General features: G+C 73.0%; 14 protein-coding genes. 4 read left to right on the top strand and 10 right to left on the bottom strand.

Annotation, left to right across the window (positions count from 1 at the left end):
• Positions 1-77: 77 nt before the first annotated feature.
• The 8 genes from fxsT to ACGFYV_RS21520 form a co-directional block, all read right to left on the bottom strand.
• A complete protein-coding gene (fxsT, locus tag ACGFYV_RS21555) occupies positions 78-3,083 on the bottom strand; it encodes an FxSxx-COOH system tetratricopeptide repeat protein (RefSeq protein ID WP_393880019.1) in 3,006 nt (1,001 codons plus the stop codon).
• A gap of 128 nt (positions 3,084-3,211) precedes the next feature.
• On the bottom strand, positions 3,212-4,624 hold the full coding sequence (locus tag ACGFYV_RS21550; protein WP_393880140.1) for an aKG-HExxH-type peptide beta-hydroxylase: 1,413 nt from the start codon (positions 4,622-4,624) through the stop codon (positions 3,212-3,214).
• The gene (locus ACGFYV_RS21545) at positions 4,624-5,781 is read right to left on the bottom strand and encodes an FxsB family cyclophane-forming radical SAM/SPASM peptide maturase (protein ID WP_393880139.1); all 1,158 of its coding nucleotides are present in this window, start codon (positions 5,779-5,781) and stop codon (positions 4,624-4,626) included. Before ACGFYV_RS21545 ends, ACGFYV_RS21550 begins: the two co-directional genes overlap by 1 nt.
• Positions 5,782-5,994: 213 nt before the next feature.
• Positions 5,995-6,297 carry an FxSxx-COOH cyclophane-containing RiPP peptide gene (gene fxsA / locus ACGFYV_RS21540; RefSeq protein WP_393880018.1) on the bottom strand — a complete coding sequence of 101 codons (303 nt, stop codon included), beginning with the start codon at positions 6,295-6,297 and terminating at the stop codon, positions 5,995-5,997.
• Positions 6,298-6,332: 35 nt separating this feature from the next.
• Complete coding sequence (locus ACGFYV_RS21535) at positions 6,333-9,890, bottom strand: SAV_2336 N-terminal domain-related protein (protein WP_393880017.1); 3,558 nt, start codon at positions 9,888-9,890, stop codon at positions 6,333-6,335.
• A gap of 7 nt (positions 9,891-9,897) precedes the next feature.
• On the bottom strand, positions 9,898-10,926 hold the full coding sequence (locus ACGFYV_RS21530; protein WP_393880016.1) for an AAA family ATPase: 1,029 nt from the start codon (positions 10,924-10,926) through the stop codon (positions 9,898-9,900).
• Positions 10,927-11,070: 144 nt separating this feature from the next.
• Positions 11,071-13,533 (bottom strand): trypsin-like peptidase domain-containing protein, encoded by a 2,463-nt coding sequence (locus tag ACGFYV_RS21525; protein ID WP_393880015.1) that lies wholly within the window; start codon positions 13,531-13,533, stop codon positions 11,071-11,073.
• On the bottom strand, positions 13,530-14,081 hold the full coding sequence (locus tag ACGFYV_RS21520) for a CU044_2847 family protein (protein ID WP_393880014.1): 552 nt from the start codon (positions 14,079-14,081) through the stop codon (positions 13,530-13,532). Before ACGFYV_RS21520 ends, ACGFYV_RS21525 begins: the two co-directional genes overlap by 4 nt.
• A 267-nt stretch (positions 14,082-14,348) precedes the next feature.
• On the opposite strand from ACGFYV_RS21520, the gene ACGFYV_RS21515 reads away from it, so the two are divergent.
• The 3 genes from ACGFYV_RS21515 to ACGFYV_RS21505 all read left to right on the top strand — a co-directional run bounded on the left by ACGFYV_RS21515 (position 14,349) and on the right by ACGFYV_RS21505 (position 17,229).
• Positions 14,349-14,531 (top strand): DUF6104 family protein, encoded by a 183-nt coding sequence (locus tag ACGFYV_RS21515; RefSeq protein ID WP_019075209.1) that lies wholly within the window; start codon positions 14,349-14,351, stop codon positions 14,529-14,531.
• A gap of 609 nt (positions 14,532-15,140) precedes the next feature.
• Complete coding sequence (locus ACGFYV_RS21510) at positions 15,141-16,109, top strand: DUF4097 domain-containing protein (RefSeq protein WP_393880013.1); 969 nt, start codon at positions 15,141-15,143, stop codon at positions 16,107-16,109.
• 1 nt (position 16,110) lies between these two features.
• The gene (locus ACGFYV_RS21505) at positions 16,111-17,229 is read left to right on the top strand and encodes a helix-turn-helix transcriptional regulator (RefSeq protein ID WP_393880012.1); all 1,119 of its coding nucleotides are present in this window, start codon (positions 16,111-16,113) and stop codon (positions 17,227-17,229) included.
• A 154-nt stretch (positions 17,230-17,383) separates the two neighbouring features.
• Here the strand turns inward: ACGFYV_RS21505 and ACGFYV_RS21500 are convergent, their stop codons facing one another.
• Both ACGFYV_RS21500 and ACGFYV_RS21495 read right to left on the bottom strand, forming a co-directional pair.
• Entirely contained in the window at positions 17,384-18,349 is a 966-nt protein-coding gene (locus ACGFYV_RS21500; protein ID WP_393880011.1) for a zinc-binding dehydrogenase, read from the bottom strand.
• A gap of 148 nt (positions 18,350-18,497) precedes the next feature.
• Positions 18,498-19,718 (bottom strand): NADP-dependent malic enzyme, encoded by a 1,221-nt coding sequence (locus ACGFYV_RS21495; protein ID WP_393880010.1) that lies wholly within the window; start codon positions 19,716-19,718, stop codon positions 18,498-18,500.
• A 581-nt stretch (positions 19,719-20,299) separates the two neighbouring features.
• On the opposite strand from ACGFYV_RS21495, the gene ACGFYV_RS21490 reads away from it, so the two are divergent.
• The coding region (locus ACGFYV_RS21490) for a transporter substrate-binding domain-containing protein (protein WP_393880009.1) at positions 20,300-20,625 on the top strand (326 nt) is incomplete at its 3' end.

Raw genomic sequence — 20,625 nt, 5'->3', positions numbered from 1 at the left:
GCGCCGGGCCCTTCGGCGTTGGGCCCTTCTGGCCCCTTCGGCACTGGGCCCTCTGGGCCCTTCGGCCGGGGGCGCGTTCAGCTCGCCTGGGGTTCGAAGTCCCAGTAGGGCCGGTTGCGGGAGCGGGCCGAGATGGTGTGGACGTGCTGGTCGCCCAGCGTGGCGGCGAGGTCGGACAGGGCCTCCTGCTCGACCTTCTCGGCCTGCTGACGGTCCCTCAGGGCGCGCAGGTCGGCCGCGTGGGCGACACGGGCGGACAGGGTCAGCGGGTGGGTGCGGCCCAGGGACTCGGTGGCCCTCGTGATGGTCACCCTGCTGAGGTCGGCGGCGGACTCCGTGTCGCCGACGAGGTTGCGCAGGGCGGAGGCGTTGATGGCGCAGCCGAGGGTGTGCGGGTGGCTCTCCCCGAGGGCCTCGGCCATGCCGGCGAGCGCCTCCTCGATGACGGCGTGCGCGTGCTCCCGCTCGCCGACGCTGCGTAGGATGAGGGCGTGGTTGGCGCGGGCGCCGATGATGAAGGGGTGGCCTTCGGGGAGCAGCACCTCGTAGCGGGCGATGATGGACTCGCTGGCCTCGCGTGCCTGGTCGATGTCGCCGTGCTCGCGGGCGAAGCAGCTCTGGCTGACGGCCGCGGCCAGGGTGTGCACGTGGGTGTCGCCGAGTTTGCGCTCGTAGCCTTCCAGGACGCTGGTGAGGAGTTCACCGGCGGACACGCGATCGCCGCTGCGCAGTTGGCACATGGCCAGGTTGTGTTCGGCGCGCAGGGTGTCCTGGTGGTCGCGGCCCATGAGCTTCTGGTATTCGCGCACGTTCTTCGCCTGCGCGGACTCGGCCTCGGCGTACCGGCCGAGCAGGCGCAGGTCGATGGCGTACGACACCTCGGAGAACAGGGTCCAGGGGTGGCGGTTCTTGAGGAGGAGGCGGCGCGCTTCCAGTGTCCTCAGGTCGATGGCCCTGGCCTCTTCGTAGCGGCCCAGCAGGCGCACGGTGAATCCGAGGTTGTTCAGGGCGTTGAGGGTGCGGGAGTCCTGTTCGCTGAAGAGGTCGCGATAGGTCGGGTAGAGCCACTCGCACAGCTGGAGCCCCTCGTCGTAGCGGGCGAGGTTGCACAGGTCGGCCGCGAGTCCGCTGGCCATGCGCAGATAGTCCAGGTCGCGTTCGCCCCGGTCCACGCGCAGCCGCTCCGCCGCCGCCCGGTCGATGGCCTCCGTCTCCAGGAAACGGCCGGCGGACCGCAGCAGGTTGGCGTAGTGGTACGTCACCTCCCACACCCTGGGGTGCGACTCGCCCAGCGTCTGCCGCCAGGCGTCGAGGGCGCGGGCGCCGAGTTTCACCCCGGCGGAGTACTCGCCCGCGAACCACATGTACCGCAGGCAGTTCAGCACCAGCATCTGCACCCCGCGGTCCGTGCTCTCCAGCACGTCCGCGTACTTCAGGTGCGGCACGATCTCCGCGTACGCGTCCCAGTTGCGGGTGTCCGTGGGGCGGCCGGGGTCGGCCTCGGCGAGGGCGCGGCGCACCACCTCGATGAACTCGCGCCGGTCCCCCTCGGGCATGTCCTTGTGGACGATCTGGTGGACCATGCGGTGCAGATACACGGACTCGCCCGAGGAGGCGGCCTCGTCCATGGCGGTCTCGTGGGACTCCAGGCGGACGACGGAGTACTGGCGGAGCTGGTTGATCGCCTTGTTCCACAGCAGCGGGTCGTCGAGCAGCCGGGCGAGCTGTTCGGGCAGGTCGTCGTGGGACATCTCCTTCAGCAGCCGTACGGGGATGAACCCGGGCGCGAAGAAGGTGCACAGGCGCAGCAGGTCGACCGACTCGGGGACGGTCTCGCGGAGCTTGTTCAACAGTATCGACCAGGCGGTCTGGAAGGCGAGCGGGAAGTCCGCCGAGACCTTCACGACGTCCTGGTCGATGCCTCCTTCGAGGAGGGCGATGTACTCGTCCACGGACAGGTCGGAGTCGTTGAGCCAGCCCGCGGTCTGGTCCAGCAGGAGCGGCAGGTCCTCCAGGGCCTCGGCGAGCTGGTCGGCTTCCGGCTCGGTCAGCCGGGGTGCGCGGCGCCGGATGAAGGCCACGGACTCGACACGGTCGTAGACGGGGACTTCGAGGAGCCTGCTGTTGTGCTCGCCCCACTCGGGGTTGCGGGAGGTGATGAGCACATGGCCGGGGCCGCTCGGGACCAGGTCCCAGATCTGTTCCGGTTCGTCGGCGCCGTCGAGGATGAGCAGCCAGCGGGAGAAGGGGTCGCCCCGGCGCAGGGAGTCGCGCACGGCGCGCAGGCGTTCGCCGTACTCGGGGCCGGTGGACAGGCCTAGTCTGGGGGCCAGTTCGGCGAGCACGCGGCGGTAGGTGACGCGTTTCTCGGAGCCGACCCACCACACCACGTCGTACTCGGAGCCGAACCGGTACGCGTACTCGGCTGCCAGCTGGGTCTTGCCCACTCCGGACATCCCGTGCAGGGTGACGACGCCGGCGCCGGACTCGCTGCTCTGCAGGAGGTGGTAGGCGTCGTTCAGGAGCGGTTCGCGGCCCGTGAAGCGGGTGTTGCGGCGGGGTACGCCGCCCCAGACGTCGGGCAGCGAGGCGGGGAAGCGGGGGGCCTGGCGGGTGCCGTCGACGACGGGGGTGTCGAGGGGCACGTCCAGCCGGTCCAGCAGGCGCCGTTCGGCCTCTTCCGCGCCCATGTTGGTCAGGTCGACCGGGGCGAGGACGGCGGTGGCGGAGGGCACGGTGGTGTTGGTGACGGACACCGCGGCGAACCGGGACGGGTCGGGGGCGACGACCTCGCGCAGGGCCGCGTTCCACTCGTCGTGGGTGCGCGGGCCGAGCTGGAAGTACCACTCGCTGACCAGGATCAGGGTGCGGCCCTCGGCCAGGGTGAGGTCGCGCAGCAGGCCGACCAGGGACTGGTCCGGCGGTGCGTCCCAGCGCAGGTACACCACCCGCAGCCCGCGCCGCTCCAGCCTGTCCCCGATCCACGCCGCCCAGGGCCGGTTGAACCCGGCGAAGCTGATCGTGACGGTCTGCCGCGCGGCCCCCTTCCCGGTGGACCGGACCGGCGTACGAGCTTCAGACATGCAGCGGCCTCCAGCGCGTCGTCAATAAATCGTAGAACTCGGGCCCGTCGCTGAGGAGTCCGGCGACTGCGGATCCGGACGTCTCGGCGCGACGATCTTCCCGCAGCCGAGGACGGGAAGTGGGGATTTCAGCGCAACGGGGGTGCCGGGGGCTGACGCTGTGTCCACAGCGTGCGCACGGATCTGATGTACGCCTGCGCGCGCGCCGTGTACCCCCGCGGCGCCGGGCATGCGGCGAGCCGTTCGTGGACGGCGGCCATGGTGTCCACGAAGCGCCTGCCGACGGGGGTGAGGTCGGGCGAGCCGACGAGCGCGGGCAGGGCCGCGCCGACCTGGGCGTGGTAGCGGGCGTGGTCCGCCCAGGCGGGCTCGGCGCGGGCCGGGTCCGCGAGCGCCCGGCGCTGGAAGAAGTCCGCCAGCGCGAGGTGGGAGTAGGTGCCCTGGAGGAGGCCGTCGTAGGGCCTCGGATCGGGGCGCCAGGGGGCGAAGTAGCGGGCGTCGGGGCCCGCTCGGTGCAGTTCGGCCATCTCGCCGAGCGCGGCCAGTTTGGTGTGCTGCAGCTCGTGCACGAGGGTCGCGGCGAAGGCCACCGGGGTCGCGGGACCGCTGGAGAGGAACGCGCCGAACGCCTCTCGGCGGGTGGCGCTGAAGCTGCCGCGGCCGTCGTCGCCGGGCGGCAGTTCCAGCGGGACCAGGCAGCGCAGCAGGGTGAGCGCCTCGGTGAGCCGGTGTGCGCCGCCGGTCCGCAGCACCGCGGCGGCCCCGGACCAGGTCCCCAGCCATCGCTTGCGTTCGGCGTCGTCGGGGGCCGCGGGCCCGCTGAGCGCGTACTGGCCCGGTTCGCGGGGCGGGATGCGGTAGGGGTCGAGGTCGTCCAGGGGCATGGGGGCGGCGCCGGGGACCAGGCCGGGCAGGGCGTACGCCGATGTCCAGGCGGGCGTGTCGGACCAGGCGCCGGTGCCGTGCTCCAGGTATGCGGTGACGTCGGGCGCGCCGGGCACGCGCAGCGTCAGCCGGCCGTGCGCGTGCCGGACGCCGACCGGTACGTCGTGTCGTCCGCCGGTGCGCAGGGCGCCGAGGGAGGGAAGGGTCAGCACACCGTCGCACGCGGTGAGGGAGGCGGTGAAGGCCAGGCCGGCGCGGGCCGCGGCGACGGCGGCGACCGCGCTGAAGTGGGCCAGGTCCAGGGCGAGTTCGCGTCGGCCACGGGCCGTGGGCCGACCTCGGGGGGTCAGCCCGGTGAGGCAGCGACGCGCCCAGGGGCCCATCAGGGGATGGCCGAGCCGGGTGCGGGCCGGGGAGCCCGCCCCGCCGCCGGCGGCCCGGTCCGCGGCCGTGAGCAGCGCCCAGTCCTCCCGGAGCCGGTGCTTGGCCGGGCCGGGGCAGACGGCGGGGCCGGCGGCTTCGGCGGCGTCGAGCACGGCCCGCATCATGAGCAGGCGCCGGGTGTCCTGGTCGCGGACGAGGAGTGCCAGCGTCTCGGGGCCGCCCTCGGTGCGGCCGAGTTCGGCGAGCGCCCGGTCCGGGACCGCCGGAAGTATCACGGGGTGCCCCTTTCGAGAGAGGCCGGGGCCGCGGGGCACTCGCCCCGGGCGTCCGCGGCGAGCCGCCCGGCCACGTGCTGGATGAAGAGCTGGAGGTCCGCGCAGTACACGGAGGGGTTCTCGAAGCCCTTGCCCGCCCGGTACCGGTGGGCGTAGTGGCCGCCCCCGCACACGGTGACCAGCGGGCAGGCCCGGCACCGGCCGGCCAGGGCCGCGAGGCCCGCCTGCCGCGCGGCCACGCCGGGGTGGCGCAGAGCCTGGTCGAAGTCGTGCCGGAAGACGTCGAGTCCGGTCTCGGCGGCGCCCTCGTAGGCGGACTTCAGGGAGTCGGTCTGCTCGATGGAGCCGTCCGTCTCGATCACCAGGGCGTCGAAGGGCTGGAGCCCGAGGGACTCGGTGGCGGCGGGAAGTCCGAGCAGCAGCGCGAGGCACTCCTCGAAGAGCCGTACCCGCGTCTCGCGCCGGCCGGCCGACCACCAGCGGTCGAAGACCCGGCACAGCCAGGCGCCGTGGCGGGCACCGCCACAGTGCGGCGGCGGCGCGGACCAGTTCCCGTGCGGCAGCAGCAGGTCCAGCGCGGGCGGGCGGAGCGCGAGCAGCGACTCGTACGTCCCGACCGGATCGGTCGTGGGGTCGACGACGGTGAGGACTCCTGCGTACGACTGCGGGAAGTACTCGGCGACCATGCGGGCACCGCGTGCCGCGGCGGGCCAGGAGGGCCGGCCGGCGTGGTCGACGCGGCGGGCGTTGTGCGCGGCGGTGCCGCCGTCGAGGCTGATGCCGACGCGGATGTCGTGCCGGGCGAGGACGGCCGCGCGCTCGCGGGTCAGCACCGTGGCGTTCGTCTGGACGGTGGCCTGGACGGCGCAGCCGGCCGGGACCCGGGCGCGGACGTCGTCGGTGAACCGGGCGAGCGTGTCCGCCCCGGCCAGCAGGGGTTCGCCGCCGTGCAGGACGAGGGAGACGGTGGTGAGGGCGTGGGCGCGGGCGTGCCGGGCGATGCGGTCGGCGGTGCGCTCCAGGACCCGGGCGGAGGCGGTGGCCGGGCGGGTGCGCCAGGTGTGGTCGGGGCCTTCGTAGAGGTAGCAGTAGGTGCACGCGAGGTTGCAGCGGCCGTGCATCTTCACGATGAACTGCCGGAAGGGACGGGGCATTTCGGACGGCGGGCGGGCGGCGGTGTTTCCGGACACTCAGCACCCCCATGCCGTAAGCCGCGCCGGCTGCTCACGGGCGCGCGACGGCTTTCCGCCGTATGAACGCCCGTATGGACGCGCTTTCCCGGCCAGTGGCCGGGCGCAAACCCCATACGATGGAAGTTGTCTGTTTCTGCCCCTGGTTGACCGATTGTCTTGGTGGTCGCCAGGGCCTCAGAGGGAGCTGTTGAACCCCCACAGCATCTCGCTCGGCCGCTCCGCACGCTCCCTCAGCCCGGCCAGCACCTCCTTGAGGACGGGGTGCTCGACGGTGCGCAGCTCTTCCAGGTCGAGTGCGAGTACGTCCGGCGGCGGTACGGCGTTCTCCGGAACGGCGTTTTCCGGTAGGGCGTTCTCCGGAACGGCGTTTTCCAGTAGGGCGTTTTCCAGTAGGGCGTTTTCCAGTAGGGCGTTTTCCGAAACGGCGCTTTCCGGAACGGCGCTCTCCGGTGCGGGTGACTCGTCGCGTGCGTTCATCCCCGTTCCCCTTCTCCGCTCTCTGTTTCCCCGGCTCACTCCGGTTCGACCAGCCGCGCGGCCGTGTCCGCGGCTGTCGGGGCGCCCGTGCCGAGGCTGCCGTCGGGCAGTCGTGACCATTCGGCGCGGGCGGCCCGGTAGGCGTCGCGGGCCGCGCGCGGGCTGGCGGCAGCCTCGTAGGACATACCCCGCCAGTGGTGTGCTTGCGCGCCCAGCTCCAGTGCGTCCTGGCGCCTGCGCTCGGTTTCGGCCTCCTCCTCGGCCTCCCGCGCCGACTCGGCCGCCGACCGGAAGGCCTTCACCGCGTCATTGAGGCGGGTGGGCCGGCCGAGGCTCCGGTAGGCCTCGTACTGGGTCTGCCCGAGCTCCAGCCAGCAGCGGGCGGCGAGCAGCGGATCGTCCGCTTCGACGGCCGCGAGCCCGAAGAGGTGCTCCGCCTCGCGCAGGTCGACCCGGTCGCCGCGCAGCCGGTAGCGCAGGATCAGCGCCCGGCCCAGCATCAGCAGCCGGTATGCCATGTGCCGGCTGCCCGCCGGCGTCTCGGTACGGCAGTCGCGCAGCACGCGGATCGCCCGGGACAGCGGCTCCCAGGCGCGGGCCGTGTTCTCCGCGCCCGCGCGGCGCAGCAGGGCCTCGCCCCACTCGGCGAGGACGTCGGAGTAACCCGCCGCGTCCCTCGGCATGTCCGCGGCGGCCAGCGCGAACGAGGCTGCGGCGTCCCGCAGTTCGCGCAGATCGCCCGACTCCCTGTACCGGGCTTCCCGCACGCGTCCGGCGCGCACGTGGAGCAGGGAGCGCAGGCTGCGCCTCGTGGTGCTCGCCAGCGCCTCGTCGATGTGGTCCTCGGCCTCGGCCAGGTCACCACCGGACGCCAGGAGGGCGTCGACCAGGTCGAGATGGACCCGGATCCGCTCCCGGTCCCGGTCGGCGCCGCCCGGCGTGTTCCCCGGCGCCCCGGCCGCCAGCGCGTCGCGCAGGGAACGGGCGGCCTGCTCGGCGTAGCCGCGGGCCAGGTCCGGGTCGGTCGTGGCGTCCGCGAGGCGCAGCAGGAGCCTGCCGTGGGCGAGCGGGAGTTCGGGCGGGCGGTGCCGGCGGTCCGGCCAGATGTCGGCGAACGCCTCCAGCATGCCGACCGCGCCCTGCAGCAGCGCGCTGTCACCGCCCAGCCGCCACTGCGTCTCCAGCGCGCCGACCCGCTCCAGGGTCAGCCGCAGCGCCTCCTTCGGGTCGAGCCCGGGTGCGGCACAGGCGACCGCGTACTCCCGGTCGGCGCGGCGCAGCAGGTCCAGGGCGCCGTGGTGGTCGCCACGGCGCCTGCGGTCGGTGGCTGCCGCGCGCAACACCCGGGCCAGTGCGGCGCGTTCACGGCGCGCGAGGGGGTGTGCGACGGCACGCTCGGCGGCCGTCTCCGCCTCCCGCAGCAGCTCGGCCCCGCCCTGCACCTCCCACAGCCGCAGCGTGGCGTACGCGTACTCCGCCCACAGCTCCAGGTCGGCGCCGGACGGACGCTCGTGCCCGGTGGCGCCGCGCAGCAGTTGTACGGCGTCGATCACGTCCTGCACCATGCCCTCGGCGTCGAACCGGGCGAGCAGGTCACGGGCCCGGACCACCGCCTGGTGGCTCGGCCGGTCCCCGGGCGGGGTGCCGTAGAGGAGGAACTCCTCCGGCAGCGGCATGAAGCGTTCCAGCACCCGGGCCGCGACCTCGGCGAAGGGCTGCGGGACGAGGGTCGCGTCGCCGTTGTCACCGCTCTCCCCCGGGTATCCGGTCGCGTACGCGCGTGCCGGTGCCGCTGACGGCTCCCGGCCGCCGTCGGACAAGGGGTCGGCCCCGCCGCCGAGTTGGGCGAGGGCGAGCGCCGGGAAGTTGGCGCCGCCCTTGCCGAAGCGCTGCTCGATGTACTCGGAGCAGTGCTTGAGGACCAGGACGGCCTCGTCCCGGCCGAGCGTCGACAGCAGCGCCTCGCGTACGTCCGGGTCCATCTCGTACCACTGGGCGGCGGCCTGCCCGAAGTCCTCGTCGGCGCGCTGGACCAGGCCGCTGAGCAGCACCTCGGCGAGTTCGGAGGGCCCGGAGCCGGGGAGCATGGTGCGCTGCACCAGCTGCATCACCGGCAGGCTCAGCGGGGCAGCCGCCAGATAGACGGCGAGGCGGCCGGCGGTCGGAGAGGCCGCGGAACGGAACCTGCTGACCCGCTCCACCGGTGTCGGCGTGCGCGTGCCGCGCGGTTCCGGCGCGGCAGGCTGATCCGCGCGCACCCAGCCCACCGCCCCGGGCACCGGTCCCGCGCCGGCCCCGGACAGCAGCCGCGCCCAGGCGCCGAGGGCCACCGGCTCGGGCGGCAGCACCGGTACGGGCAGCACGCCGGGCGGTGGTGACACCGGGGCGCCGTCGGGGGTGCGTACCCGCAGCGCGGTGCCGCCCAGGCTGTCGCCCCGGGTCAGCCTGCCGTACGTCACGGGCAGCCGGGTGCGGTTCCACAGGCGTTGCGGGAGCGGCTGGAGCACGGCGACGGGGGCGATGCGGGCCAGGTGGTGCAGCAGCCGGTGCGCGTGGCCGCTGCGCCACAGCGGGCCGGCGCAGTCGCTGACCAGCAGGGTGATCCGGCGCCCGGTGGGGTCGCTCAGCCGGTCGGCGGTGTGCAGCGGGGCCGCCTGGGCGTCCGGGCTGCGGCTGACCGCGGGCTCACCGTCCGGGCCGGCGTGCAGATGACTGACCTGGATGTCCCCGAAGGCTCCCAACTGCCCGAAAACCTGTTGGAGTTCACCGAACATCCGGTCCCACACCCGCATGGAGGGCGCGGCGTCCAGCACGAGTTGGAGCCGGGCGTCCCCTCGGGTCACGGCCCGGTGGACGGGCAGGATCAGGCCGCCCGCGCGAGCGCTCCGCTCGGCCGTGGCCGTCTCGTCCAGCTCCGTGCGCAGCGGTGGTGCGGCACTCCGGTAGGCCTGCAACGGCCGCAGCGCGCGCTGGAGTTCGAGGGGGGCGGGCAGCGCGGGGGCGGCGGGCACGCCGACCGGCAGCGCACCGAGCCGGCCGTTCGCGGAGGAGGTCCGGGCGCTCCGCGTACTCGGGGCGCCGGAGGTGCTCCGAGTGCTCTGGGCGCCGTCGCGGGGTAACGGATACAACGTCACGTGCCGGTCGGGATCGGCGGCGGTGACCGGTTGCGGTTCCGTCCATGGGCCGGACTGCCCGGCCGCTGCCGGCTCGGGCCGGTCTCCGCCCTGTCCGGACGAGCCCTCGCCCTCTCCTGCTCCCGCGCCCGCTCCCGGCGGAACGGGGTTCTCGGCGGCACCGTCCGCCCCCTCCCCCTCCCCTTCGTCCCCCGTCCCGGACCACCGCGCCAGCCACAACGCGTCGCTCAGCCCCTCCGCATCGGGATCCATCCCGATCTCCCGTAGCCGGCGCACGAGTTCGGCCAACGGGTCGCCACCGGCCACGGCACCCTCGGCGTAGCGGGAACCGGGCGGGCCGGCGGTGTCGGAGGGGTTGGAGAGATCGGACGGGTTGGAGGGGTGGGACGAGTTGGAAGGTTGGGAGGAGTTGGAGGGGTCCGGGGGGACCGGGCCGTGTCGGGCCGCCGGGTCGGGCATCAGCGCGTCACCTCGAACGGTCGAGCCGCTGGATGAGCAGGTCGGCGAGTCGCTCACGGCTGGGCGGGGCGGCTGCGGCGGTGAGATGGATCGCGTTCAACAGCTGGTCGGCCGCGAGGAGTTCACTGCGGGAGCGCTCCAGGAAGCGGGCGATCAGGTCGTCACCGGCGCGCGCTGCCTCGTCGCCGAGGTGGGCGCGGACGAAGGTGGCGAGCCGGTTGTGGTCCGGCCGGCCCAGCTCCAGGTGGATGCAGCGGCGCATCAGCGGGGCCGGGAAGTCCCGCTCCCCGTTGCTGGTGAGGACCACGAACGGGAAGGCACGGCAGCGCACGCGGCCGTCGCGGACGCGGACCTTGGCGCCGTCGGCGGTGAGCACCTCGGCCTCGCCGTCGGGCAGCCGGTCGGCGATGCGCTGCAGCTCGGGTATCTCGAACTCGCCCTCCTCCAGCACGTTCAGGAGGTCGTTGGGCAGGTCGATGTCGCTCTTGTCGAGTTCGTCGATGAGCAGCACGCGCGGGGTGTCCGAGGGCAGCAGGGCGGTGCCGAGCGGCCCGAGCCGGATGTAACTGCCGATGGCCTCGACGGCACCGGGGCTGCCGGCCGCCGCGCCGTACCCGCCCTGTGCCGCGATCTGGACGTCCTGCAGCCGGGCGATGGCGTCGTAGTGGTAGAGCCCGTCCTGGAGCGCGGTCCGGCTGACGATGGACCAGCGCAGCACCTCGCCGAGCCCCAGTTCGTACGCCACCGAGTGGGCCAGTGTGCTCTTGCCCGCGCCGGGGCTGCCGGTGACGAGCAGGGGGCGGCGCAGATAGAGCGCCGCGTTGATCATCTCCAGCTCCTCGGCGCCGGGCCGGTGCAGTTCGGCCAGATGCCGGTGCGCGCCGAGCCTGCGGTCCCGGGTGCCGTCGCCGTCAACGTCGCGCTCCGCGTCCCGGCCGGAGAAGTCACGCCAGGGCGGCGGCGGAGGCAACCTGCTCATTCCGTCGTGGGGTTCCCCGGCGCCTCGGTAGATGAGCCACTCACTGGATTCGGTCATGTCCGGTCCTCGTCGCTCCTCGTCCGCCACGGCAGCCGTCGAACGTGCATCACGGTATCGACCCTCAGGACGCCTGGTAAGGGGATCCGGACGGAGAGTGCGCGCCCCGTCATGGCGCCTCCGGCGCGGAGTTCGCGCGCCGCCTCACGGCGCCTCCAGCAGATCTCCGGTTCCGGGCAGCGGCCTGTGCGGATCGTCGTACAGCAGCGCCACTCCATGAGCCCAGAACGCCTCGGTGAGCCCCGCGTGCATCTGCTCGCGCAGCCCGTGCACCGCCTCGGGCAGGAGGGCGACTCCGGCGCCGTCGTCCACGACCGCCTTGACGCCTCGGTGGAACTCCCCGCACACGGACTCGGGTTGCCGCCGCCAGTGCCGCCACATCGCCACCCCGACACCTGCCCGCAGGATCCTGCCGAGCGAGCCGGGGTCGCTGGCGTAGCGCAGGTCGCCGAGGCGGCACAGCACGGGGACGGTGTGCGGCGCGAGGCCGCGCAACGTCGCCGTGTCCGGTACGGGTCTGCGCACGCCGTCGTCGCAGTCCAGCACCTCGGCCTGGGCCTGCCGGACGTGCAGCCGGCGCCAGCGGTCCCGGCGCTCTCCGTCCTCGTCGCCCTCGCCATCCTCGGCGTCGTACGGCTCCCAGACCGCCGCCGGCCAGGCGCCGGGGCCCTGCGCACCCTCGTCGGGCAGCTGGTCGCGGTCCGAGCAGCGCACGAGCACGGGCCGCTCGACGCCCAGCGGGACGCCGTCGGACCGCAGCCGCCAGCCGTCCACGGCCGTGTCCAGGTGCTGATGGGGCAGGGCCACGTACAGGGCGGCCGGCGCTCCCGGCTCGTCGCACTGCCGGAAGGCCTCGGTGAGCGGGGCGGCCACGTGGGAGTCGAGGCCGGCCAGCGGGGTGCGCTGGGTCTCGTGCAGCAGCGTCGTCGCGCCGTCCTTGTCGGCAACGGAGATCGACCAGTCACAGTGGTCGGGCTCCCAGCCCCGGCACAGCACCACGAGCAGGACGGAGGGTCCGGGGGGTGCGAGGAGCGGCGCGAGGGACGGGAGTTGGGCGGAGGGATGGGCGGAGGGCTGGGTGGAGGGCTGGGTGGAGGGCTGGGCGGGGTGCTCCGGCGGGTCCTGGCCGGGGGCGGAGCCGTGAACGGGGGCTGGGGCGGGGGCGGAACCGGGGGCGAAGGCGGGGGCGGGGGCGAAGCCGGTGGCGGTACCGGTCCGTTCGTGACCGGGATGCGGGCGGCCGAGCAACTCGGCGCGCCGCAGGGCGAGTTCCGTGCGGTAGCTGCTGTCCAGGCCCCGCGAGGCCTGGCTCACCCAGTCCCACAGGGCCCGTTCGGCGTCCCGCACGCTGGGTGGCCGCTCGCGTTCGGCGGCCAGGATCCCCATCGCGTAGTCGATGACGAGCCTGCGCGCCCCGTCCTGCCGCGCGTGTTCGTAGAGCACGCCCAGACCGTCCCGCCAGCCGCGCGGTGCGGGCACCAGCGACGGAAGCCGGAAGTTCGGCAAGGCCCTGAGCATGCCGAGCAGCGCATGAGTGCTGGCGGGAGGCGGCAGATCGGCGAGCCGGCCGAGCAGCTCTCCGCGCTCGTGCGGACTGAGCGTACGACCGGGGCGCGCGCCGAGTTCGCCCTGGATGTCGGCCCAGGTGGGGTCCGGCGAGTCGGAGGGCTGCTGGCGGTCGCGGTGGTAGCGGTCGTGGGCGTGGACGACGGCTTGGTAGATGTCGGGGTGGGGGGTGCCGTTCGGGTGCTGGGGGCTGCCGCTCCGGTGGTGAGGGGTACCGGTCCGGTGGTGGGGGGTGCCGCTCCGGTGGCGGGGGTCTGCGTGGGCGGCGGCTTGACCGGTGCCGGGAGGTGCGGTCGCTCCGTTCGCTCCGGGAGCTGCGTTCACTCCGGAAGCCGCGTTCACTCCGGGCGCTCCGCTCGGCGCCTGGAGGGTGCGCAGCTGCTCGATCCCGATGGACGTGCCGCCCGTCCCGTGGTCAGAGCGTGACTTCAGGACGCCGACGACCTCACCGCGCACGGGGTCGATCACCGGGCCGCCCGAGACGCCGGGCGGCAGTTCGTTCTGGCCGAGCCGTACCTGCTCCTCGGGCGACCACGCGCTGATCGTCCCCTCCACGGAGAGGTATCCGTCGAGGATCTCCAGCCGGCCCCGGGCTCCCGTCCAGCCCGCGTAGTACACCCGGTTCCCGCCGAAGTGCGGGTTGGGGCGCTCGGAGACGTACACGCACGCGTGCCCGACGGGCTCGCTGAGCCGGACCAGCGCGAGGTCCGGGGCGGGCCAACCGCCCTGGACGAGCGTGCCGACGCGCTCGGGCAGCGTGACGGCCACCGCGCCCGGCACGGCGCGGGGGTCCTCGTAGGGGCTGGTCCGGTACACCACGGTGACCTTGCCCCCCTCCTCGGCGTGAATCACGTGTGCGCAGGTCAGAACCCAGTTCGGCGCGACGAAGAAGCCGCTGCCGAGGAAGCTGCCGGGCTCGTCGTGGGCATACCCGGCACCCGCGTGATGAATGCGCACGGTGGCCGCGAGAACGAGTTCACGGAGAGCAAGCTGGGCAGCATCGAACCCGTCCGGTGCGCCCCCGTCGTACCGCTCGGTCATACCGCGCCCCCGACGCCGCCGCTCCCGACACCTCCGTGCCCCCGAACGCCGGTGGACGCGCCGGTGGACGGGGCGATGGGCGCGCCGGTGAGCGCGCCGGCGGGAGGGGCGGTGGACGCGCCGACGGACGCGCCGGTAGGCGGGGCGGCCGAGGCGGAGGAGGGGGCTGCGTCGCCCGCGTCACCCGCGTCCGTGTCCGGTGGGCCGCCGCCGTTCCAGGTCAGGGTGACCGTGATGGCGGCCTTGGCCTCGCCGTCGGCGAGCAGGCCCACCACCTTTCCGGCCTTCGCGGTCAGCTCGATGCCGAACTCGACGCTGACCTCGTCCGGGCGCACCGCCCGCAACGGACCGGACAGCGACCGTGCGACACCGGTGATCAGCGACTGGAGGCTCTCGACGCTCGCCTCCACCCGTTCGGTGAAGCCCGTGTCCGTGTACGACAGTCCCGCCGACGGCGCGGACAACTCCTCGGCCCCCGATATCCGCGCCCACACCGGCGTTCCGTCCGGCAGCTGGATCCGCGCTACCCGCGTCGACTCCTCGCTCATCACGTTCCCCCGTCCCCTTGCCCCGTTGTCGCCCCGCCGCCGAGCCGTCGTTGCCGGGTCGTCGCCCGGTCGTCCGTCGTCCCGATGTCGCCCCGTTGCCGCTCCGATGGGACCGCGTGCCCACCGTGCCGCGCGGGCTGCCTATCATTTTCCTGTTCTCGCCCTGCTCCTCAGGCGGAAAAGCGGCATCTTCCACCTCTCACAGGTTGAGGGTTCTTCCCGCCCGGGAGCGGCCCTACCCCTGCACTGACCGACGGAGCGGCATCCATGTACTTCACCGACCGAGGCATCGAAGAACTGGAGAAGCGGCGCGGCGAGGAAGAGGTCACCTTCGAGTGGCTCGCCGAGCAACTGCGCACGTTCGTCGACCTGAACCCCGACTTCGAGGTACCGGTGGAACGCCTGGCCACCTGGCTGGCCCGCCTGGACGACGAGGACGACGACGAGTAGTCCGGGTCGCTCCCTCCCCGTACCGCTTCCCCGAACCACCGATCACCCGTACCGCCACCAGGGGCCGCTGCGCGCGGCCCCTGTGCGCTTGCGACAGCGCCGCCCCACCCCGCAGCGGATCCACTGCGGCGCTTCGCGACCTCTTCGACGGCTGATCCCCGGCTGGCCCCCGGCTGATCCCTGGTTGATCCCCGGCTGATCCCCGGATCGATCCCGGCCCTGTCGCCCGCGCTGCCCACACCGCCCCACACCCCCATCGCGCCCACACCGCGCCACCCGCGCCCTCGACGACCCCGCCGGCCCCACCCCGCAGCTGCCCCGACCCCTTCTCGGCCCGCCCGCCATCCGCGGCCCGCCACACACCCGACGACATCACACCTGACGGCATCACACGCGACGGCTCACTCCACGGCGTAACTCCCCCGAACGGGTGCCTTGACTTTCCGTGACCGCGATATATCGTGAATAGCGGAAGACGCGATATGGCGTGTCGCAGATCGCAGGTCACATGCCGCACGACGCATGTCGCACAACGCACGTCGCACCTCGCACCTCGCACCTCGCACGTCACGAACAGGCTGCACCACGCCGCCCCCGAGGAGGCTCCCCATGTCCGAGTGGTCCGTCGCCGAGCCCCAGAAGCTCACCTTCGACACCCCCGTGAGCGACCTGCACGTCCGCATCGTCAACGGAACGGTGAACGTCGTGGGCACGGACGAGGGTGCCGCCCGCCTGGAGATCTCCGAGATCCAGGGCCCGCCCCTGATCGTCACGCAGGAGGGCGACACCCTCACCGTGGCCTACGAGGACCTGCCCTGGAAGGGCTTCCTGAAGTGGCTCGACCGCAGAGGCTGGCGGCGCTCCGCCGTCGTCTCCCTGACGGTGCCCGCCGACACCCGCGTGGAGGTGGGCGTGGTCGGCGCGAGCGCGGTCGTCTCCGGCATACGCGGCCCATCGGTGGTCAAGGGAGTCACCGGAGACACGACCCTCGTGGGCCTGTCCGGACCGGTCCGCGCGGACACGGTGTCCGGCAGCCTGGAGGCCCAGGCGGTCACCGGCGAGGTGCGGTTCCACTCGGTCTCGGGCGACCTCACGGTCGTGGAGGGCTCGGGCCCCATAGTCCGCGCCGACTCGGTCAGCGGCTCCATGATCGTCGACCTGGATCCGGACGGCCCCACCGACATCCGGCTGACCAGTGTCTCCGGGGAGATCGCCATCCGCCTGCCGCACCCCGCGGACGCCGAGGTCGAGGCGAACACGGCGAGCGGCACGATCTCGAACGCCTTCGACGACCTTCGGGTGCACGGTCAGTGGGGCGCCCACAAGGTCACCGGCCGCCTCGGCCGGGGCACCGGCAAGCTCCACGCCACCACGGTCTCCGGTTCGATCGCCCTGCTGCGCCGCCCGGCGGGCGAGGACAGGGACGAGGACGGGGACGCCACCCCCTGGGAGACCGCGCCTGCGGCCGACCCGATGTCCGACGGCCCGTCCACCCCGGGAGACAATTCCGTCTCCGGCCGGAGCACCGACGCCACCAGTGCTCCGTCCGACGGCACGACCGACAAGAAGGTGCTCTGACATGCCTCCCGTCTTCGCCCATGGCCGCCTCCGCCTCTACCTGCTCAAGCTGCTGGACGAGGCCCCGCGCCACGGCTACGAGGTGATCAGACTGCTCGAAGAACGCTTCCAGGGGCTGTACGCACCGTCGGCGGGCACGGTCTACCCCCGTCTGGCCAAGCTGGAGGCCGAGGGCCTGGTCACCCACACCACCGAGGGTGGCCGCAAGGTGTACGCGATCACGGACGCCGGCCGCGCCGAGCTGGCCGACCGCAGTGGCGAGCTGGCCGACCTGGAGCTGGAGATCCGCGAGTCGGTCGCCGAACTCGCCGCCGAGATCAAGGCCGACGTCCGCGGCGCGGCCGGCGATCTGCGGCGCGAGATGCGCGCGGCTGCCTCGGAGGCGCGTACGGGCGCCAGGACAGGCGCCGCCCGGCCGGGACCCTTCGGGGACTTCGGCGATCTGGGCGACGCCGAGGCCTGGCGGGCCGCCAAGGAGGAGATGCGCCGGGTCAAGCAGGAGTGGAAGGAGCAGGCCCGGCGGGCCAAGGACGAGAGCCGCCGGGCCCGCGAGGAGGCCCAGCGGGCTCGCCACCAGGCCCAGGAGGCCCAGACGCGGGCGCGCGCCCAGGCGCAGGAGGACGTGCAGCGCATCGCCCGCCGCGTCCAGGACCGGGTCCAGGACCACTTCACGCGCGGCGACTGGCCGACCGGCGTACGCGAGGGCCTGACCGAACTCGCCAAGGAGTTCGGCGAGCTGGGCAAGGAGTACGGCGTCGAGTTCGGCAAGGAGCGAGGCCAGGGCCCCGCCCCGGAAGCCACCGCCAAGGGCCCGGACCTCCACAAGTCCGCCCCCACCGCCGCGCCCGCCCCTGCCCCCGCCCCGGGCACCTCCGCGGCCCCGGACTACTCCACCACCCCGGAGGACTTCCCGGCGGCGTACGAGCCCTCCTGGGCGCACGAGGACACCACCGGAGACCCGGCCCGCGATCTGGACCGCCTGCTGGACCGCTTCCGCGACGACATCCGCGACGCGGCCCGCGACCACGGCGTGACCGACGAACAGCTCCACGACACGCGCCGCCATCTGTCGACGGCGGCGGCCCACATCGGAGCGATACTGCGCCGCCCCAGGGTCTGAACCGCAGCGGCGGGAGCCGGACCCGGCACCCCGGATCCGCCTCCCGCCCCATCACGCCGAACGGCGCGCAAAAAATCCCGCGTGTCAGGCCCTGGGCATCAGACCCTGAGCCTCACGAATCGGGCCTCACGAATCGGGCCCCACGAATCGGGCCTCACGAGTTGGTGAGCACGATCTTCCCGAAGTGCTCGCCGGACTCCATCCGCTCGAAGCCCTCGCGGGCCCGGTCGAGGGGCAGCACCTCGTCGATGACGGGTCGTACACCGGTCGCGGCGCAGAAGGACAGCAGGTCCTCCAGCTCGTCCTTGGTGCCCATGGTGGAGCCGACGACCTTCAGCTCCAGGAAGAAGATGCGCGTCAGCTCCGCGTGCGAGGGGCGATCACCACTCGTGGCGCCGGAGATGACGAGCGTGCCGCCCGGCCGCAGGGACTTCACCGAGTGGGACCAGGTGGCGGCGCCCACGGTCTCGATGACGGCGTCGACCCGCTGCGGCAGCCGCGCGCCGGACTCCAGCGCCTCGACGGCGCCCAGCTCCATGGCCCGCTTCCGCTTCGCCTCGTCCCGGCTGGTGGCGAAGACCCGCAGGCCGGCCGCCTTGCCCAGCACGATCGCGGCCGTGGCGACGCCGCCGCCCGCGCCCTGCACGAGGACCGAGTCACCGGGTCGCACCCCGGCATTGGTGAACAGCATCCGGTACGCCGTCAGCCAGGCCGTCGGCAGACAGGCGGCCTCCTCGAAGGACAGTTCCTTGGGCTTGGGCAGGACGTTCCAGGTCGGGACGGCGACCTGCTCGGCGAAGGTGCCCTGGTAGCGCTCGGTGAGGATCGAGCGGGGCTCCCTGGGGCCGACGCCGTGGCCGGTCTGGCCGATGACGGAGTGCAGGACGACCTCGTTGCCGTCCTCGTCGATCCCGGCGGCGTCGCAGCCGAGGATCATCGGCAGCCGGTCCTCGGGGAGGCCGACGCCTCGCAGGGACCAGAGGTCGTGGTGGTTCAAAGAGGCGGCACGGACCGTGACGTTGCTCCAGCCGGGGCGGGCCTGCGGGGCCGGGCGCTCCCCCAGCTCAAGGCCGGACAGCGGCTGGTCGCGGTCGATTCGGGCGGCGTAGGCAGCGAACATGGCCCCGACGATAGGTGCGCGATGCAGCCGACGGAACTACGGAGGCCTGTGACACATGCCCTCTTGCACACATGGCCTCTCGCACAGACGAATGGCCCCGCCCAGGCGGGCGGGGCCATTCGGAGCGACGTCGGACGACGCCGCGGCGTCAGCGACGCGCGACACCCTCGGCACGGGCCGCGGCGGCCACCGCCGCGGTCACGGCCGGGGCGACCCGCTCGTCGAACGGCGACGGGATCACGTAGTCGGCGGCGAGATCGTCCCCGACCACCGCGGCCAGGGCCTCGGCGGCGGCGATCTTCATGCCCTCGGTGATCCGCGTGGCCCGCACCTGGAGCGCGCCCGCGAAGATGCCCGGGAAGGCCAGCACGTTGTTGATCTGGTTCGGGAAGTCCGAGCGCCCGGTCGCGACGACAGCCGCGTACTTGTGCGCCACCTCCGGGTGCACCTCCGGGGTCGGGTTGGCCATCGCGAACACGAAGGCGCCCTTCGCCATGGAGGCCACGGCCTCCTCCGGAACCGTGCCGCCGGAGACGCCGATGAAGACGTCCGCGCCGGCCAGTGCCTTCTCCAGCGAGCCCGTGATGCCGGCCTTGTTCGTGAAGGAGGCCACCTCGCGCTTGACCGGCGTGAGGTCCTCGCGGTCCGCCGAGACGACGCCCTTGCGGTCCGCGACGGCCACGTCGCCGATGCCGGCTTCGATCAGCATCTTGGCGATGGCGACACCGGCCGCGCCGGCGCCCGAGATGACGGCACGCAGCTGACCGATCTCACGGCCGCTGAGCCGCGCCGCGTTCCGCAGCGCCGCGAGCGTCACCACGGCCGTGCCGTGCTGGTCGTCGTGGAAGACCGGAATGTCCAGACGCTCCTGGAGCCGCTTCTCGATCTCGAAGCACCGGGGTGCCGAGATGTCCTCCAGGTTCACTCCGCCGAACGAGGGAGCGAGGCGGACGACGGTCTCCACGATCTCGTCCACGCCCGTGCAGTCGAGCGCGATCGGAACCGCGTCGACGCCGCCGAACTGCTTGAACAGGATCGCCTTGCCCTCCATCACGGGGAGGGAGGCCTGGGGACCGATGTCCCCGAGTCCGAGCACCGCCGTACCGTCGGTCACGACGGCCACCACGGAGGACTTCCATGTGTAGTCGTTGACGAGCTCCGGCTGTTCCGCGATCGCGGTGCACACGCGCGCGACGCCGGGCGTGTACGCGAGGGAAAGGTCGTCCTTGTCACGGACCGGCACGGTGGCCTGCACAGCCATCTTGCCGCCGCGGTGCAACGCGAACACCGGGTCGAAGGAATCGAGGGGCTCCGCCCCGGACTCCTGATCCGTACTGTCGCTGCGAGGATTGACGATCTCCGCTGCCACTTTGTCTTACCCCTTAGGTATGCATGGTTTGAGGGTCGACCACTCCTGGTGAGGGGTGGGCGGGCACCGCGCATGGCCCGATTGCTGATACGTACGTGGCCATACGCGACGGGCGCGCCGCACACGCACCCTGAGCCCCGGATGAGGGGTGTAAAGAACCTTCTTACCGGACGGACGGTGCCGACGACGAGTCCATTAGGTGCAAGGTCACATCTGGAGACCTCAAAACCACGGAAAGATGACGTGCCACCGACAGGTGCGTGGAACCTGTGCCGGAGCGGGCACCCCATGGAGCGAACGGCGCGAAAGCCACCCGTCCGACGGTCCACATCGTGAGATGCGCCGAAGATTTTCCGGCCCGAGGGCCGGAATACCGCAGATGGTTCGGCGGCGATGAACCGAGGTAGTACCGACCTGGGGCGGTTCGGGGGTCACCCGTTATCCGATTTTGACATAGCGACGCCCCTGAATGGCGCAGCCCGAATGGCAAGATGCCGTAAACCCACGAGGTCGCGACACCCGAAGGTGTGTGTTCTCGTCGACCCATCGGCACCTCTTCCCACCAGCCGGAGGAACCCACGATGACCGCAAGCTCCACCCCTCGTACGACCGTCGCCGCGCGTTCCCGGCTAGCTGCGGTCGGTGCGATCGCGGTCGCGGGCGCCCTGCTGCTCACCGGCTGCGGTGACCAGACCAAGGACACGAACAAGGAGTCCGGTACCTCCGCCGCCGCCGCCCCGCTGGCCGACAAGCTGCCCCAGTCGATCCGCGACCAGGGTGAGATCAAGGTCGGCTCGGACATCGCGTACGCCCCGGTCGAGTTCAAGGACTCCTCCGGCAACGCCACCGGCATCGACCCCGAGCTGGCCGCCGCCATGGGCAAGCAGCTCGGCGTGAAGCTCACGTT

It is taken from the genome of Streptomyces sp. NPDC048297, assembly GCF_043201585.1.
In the GTDB taxonomy this organism is placed as follows: domain Bacteria; phylum Actinomycetota; class Actinomycetes; order Streptomycetales; family Streptomycetaceae; genus Streptomyces.
This window is presented reverse-complemented; position numbering and strand designations above follow the sequence as displayed.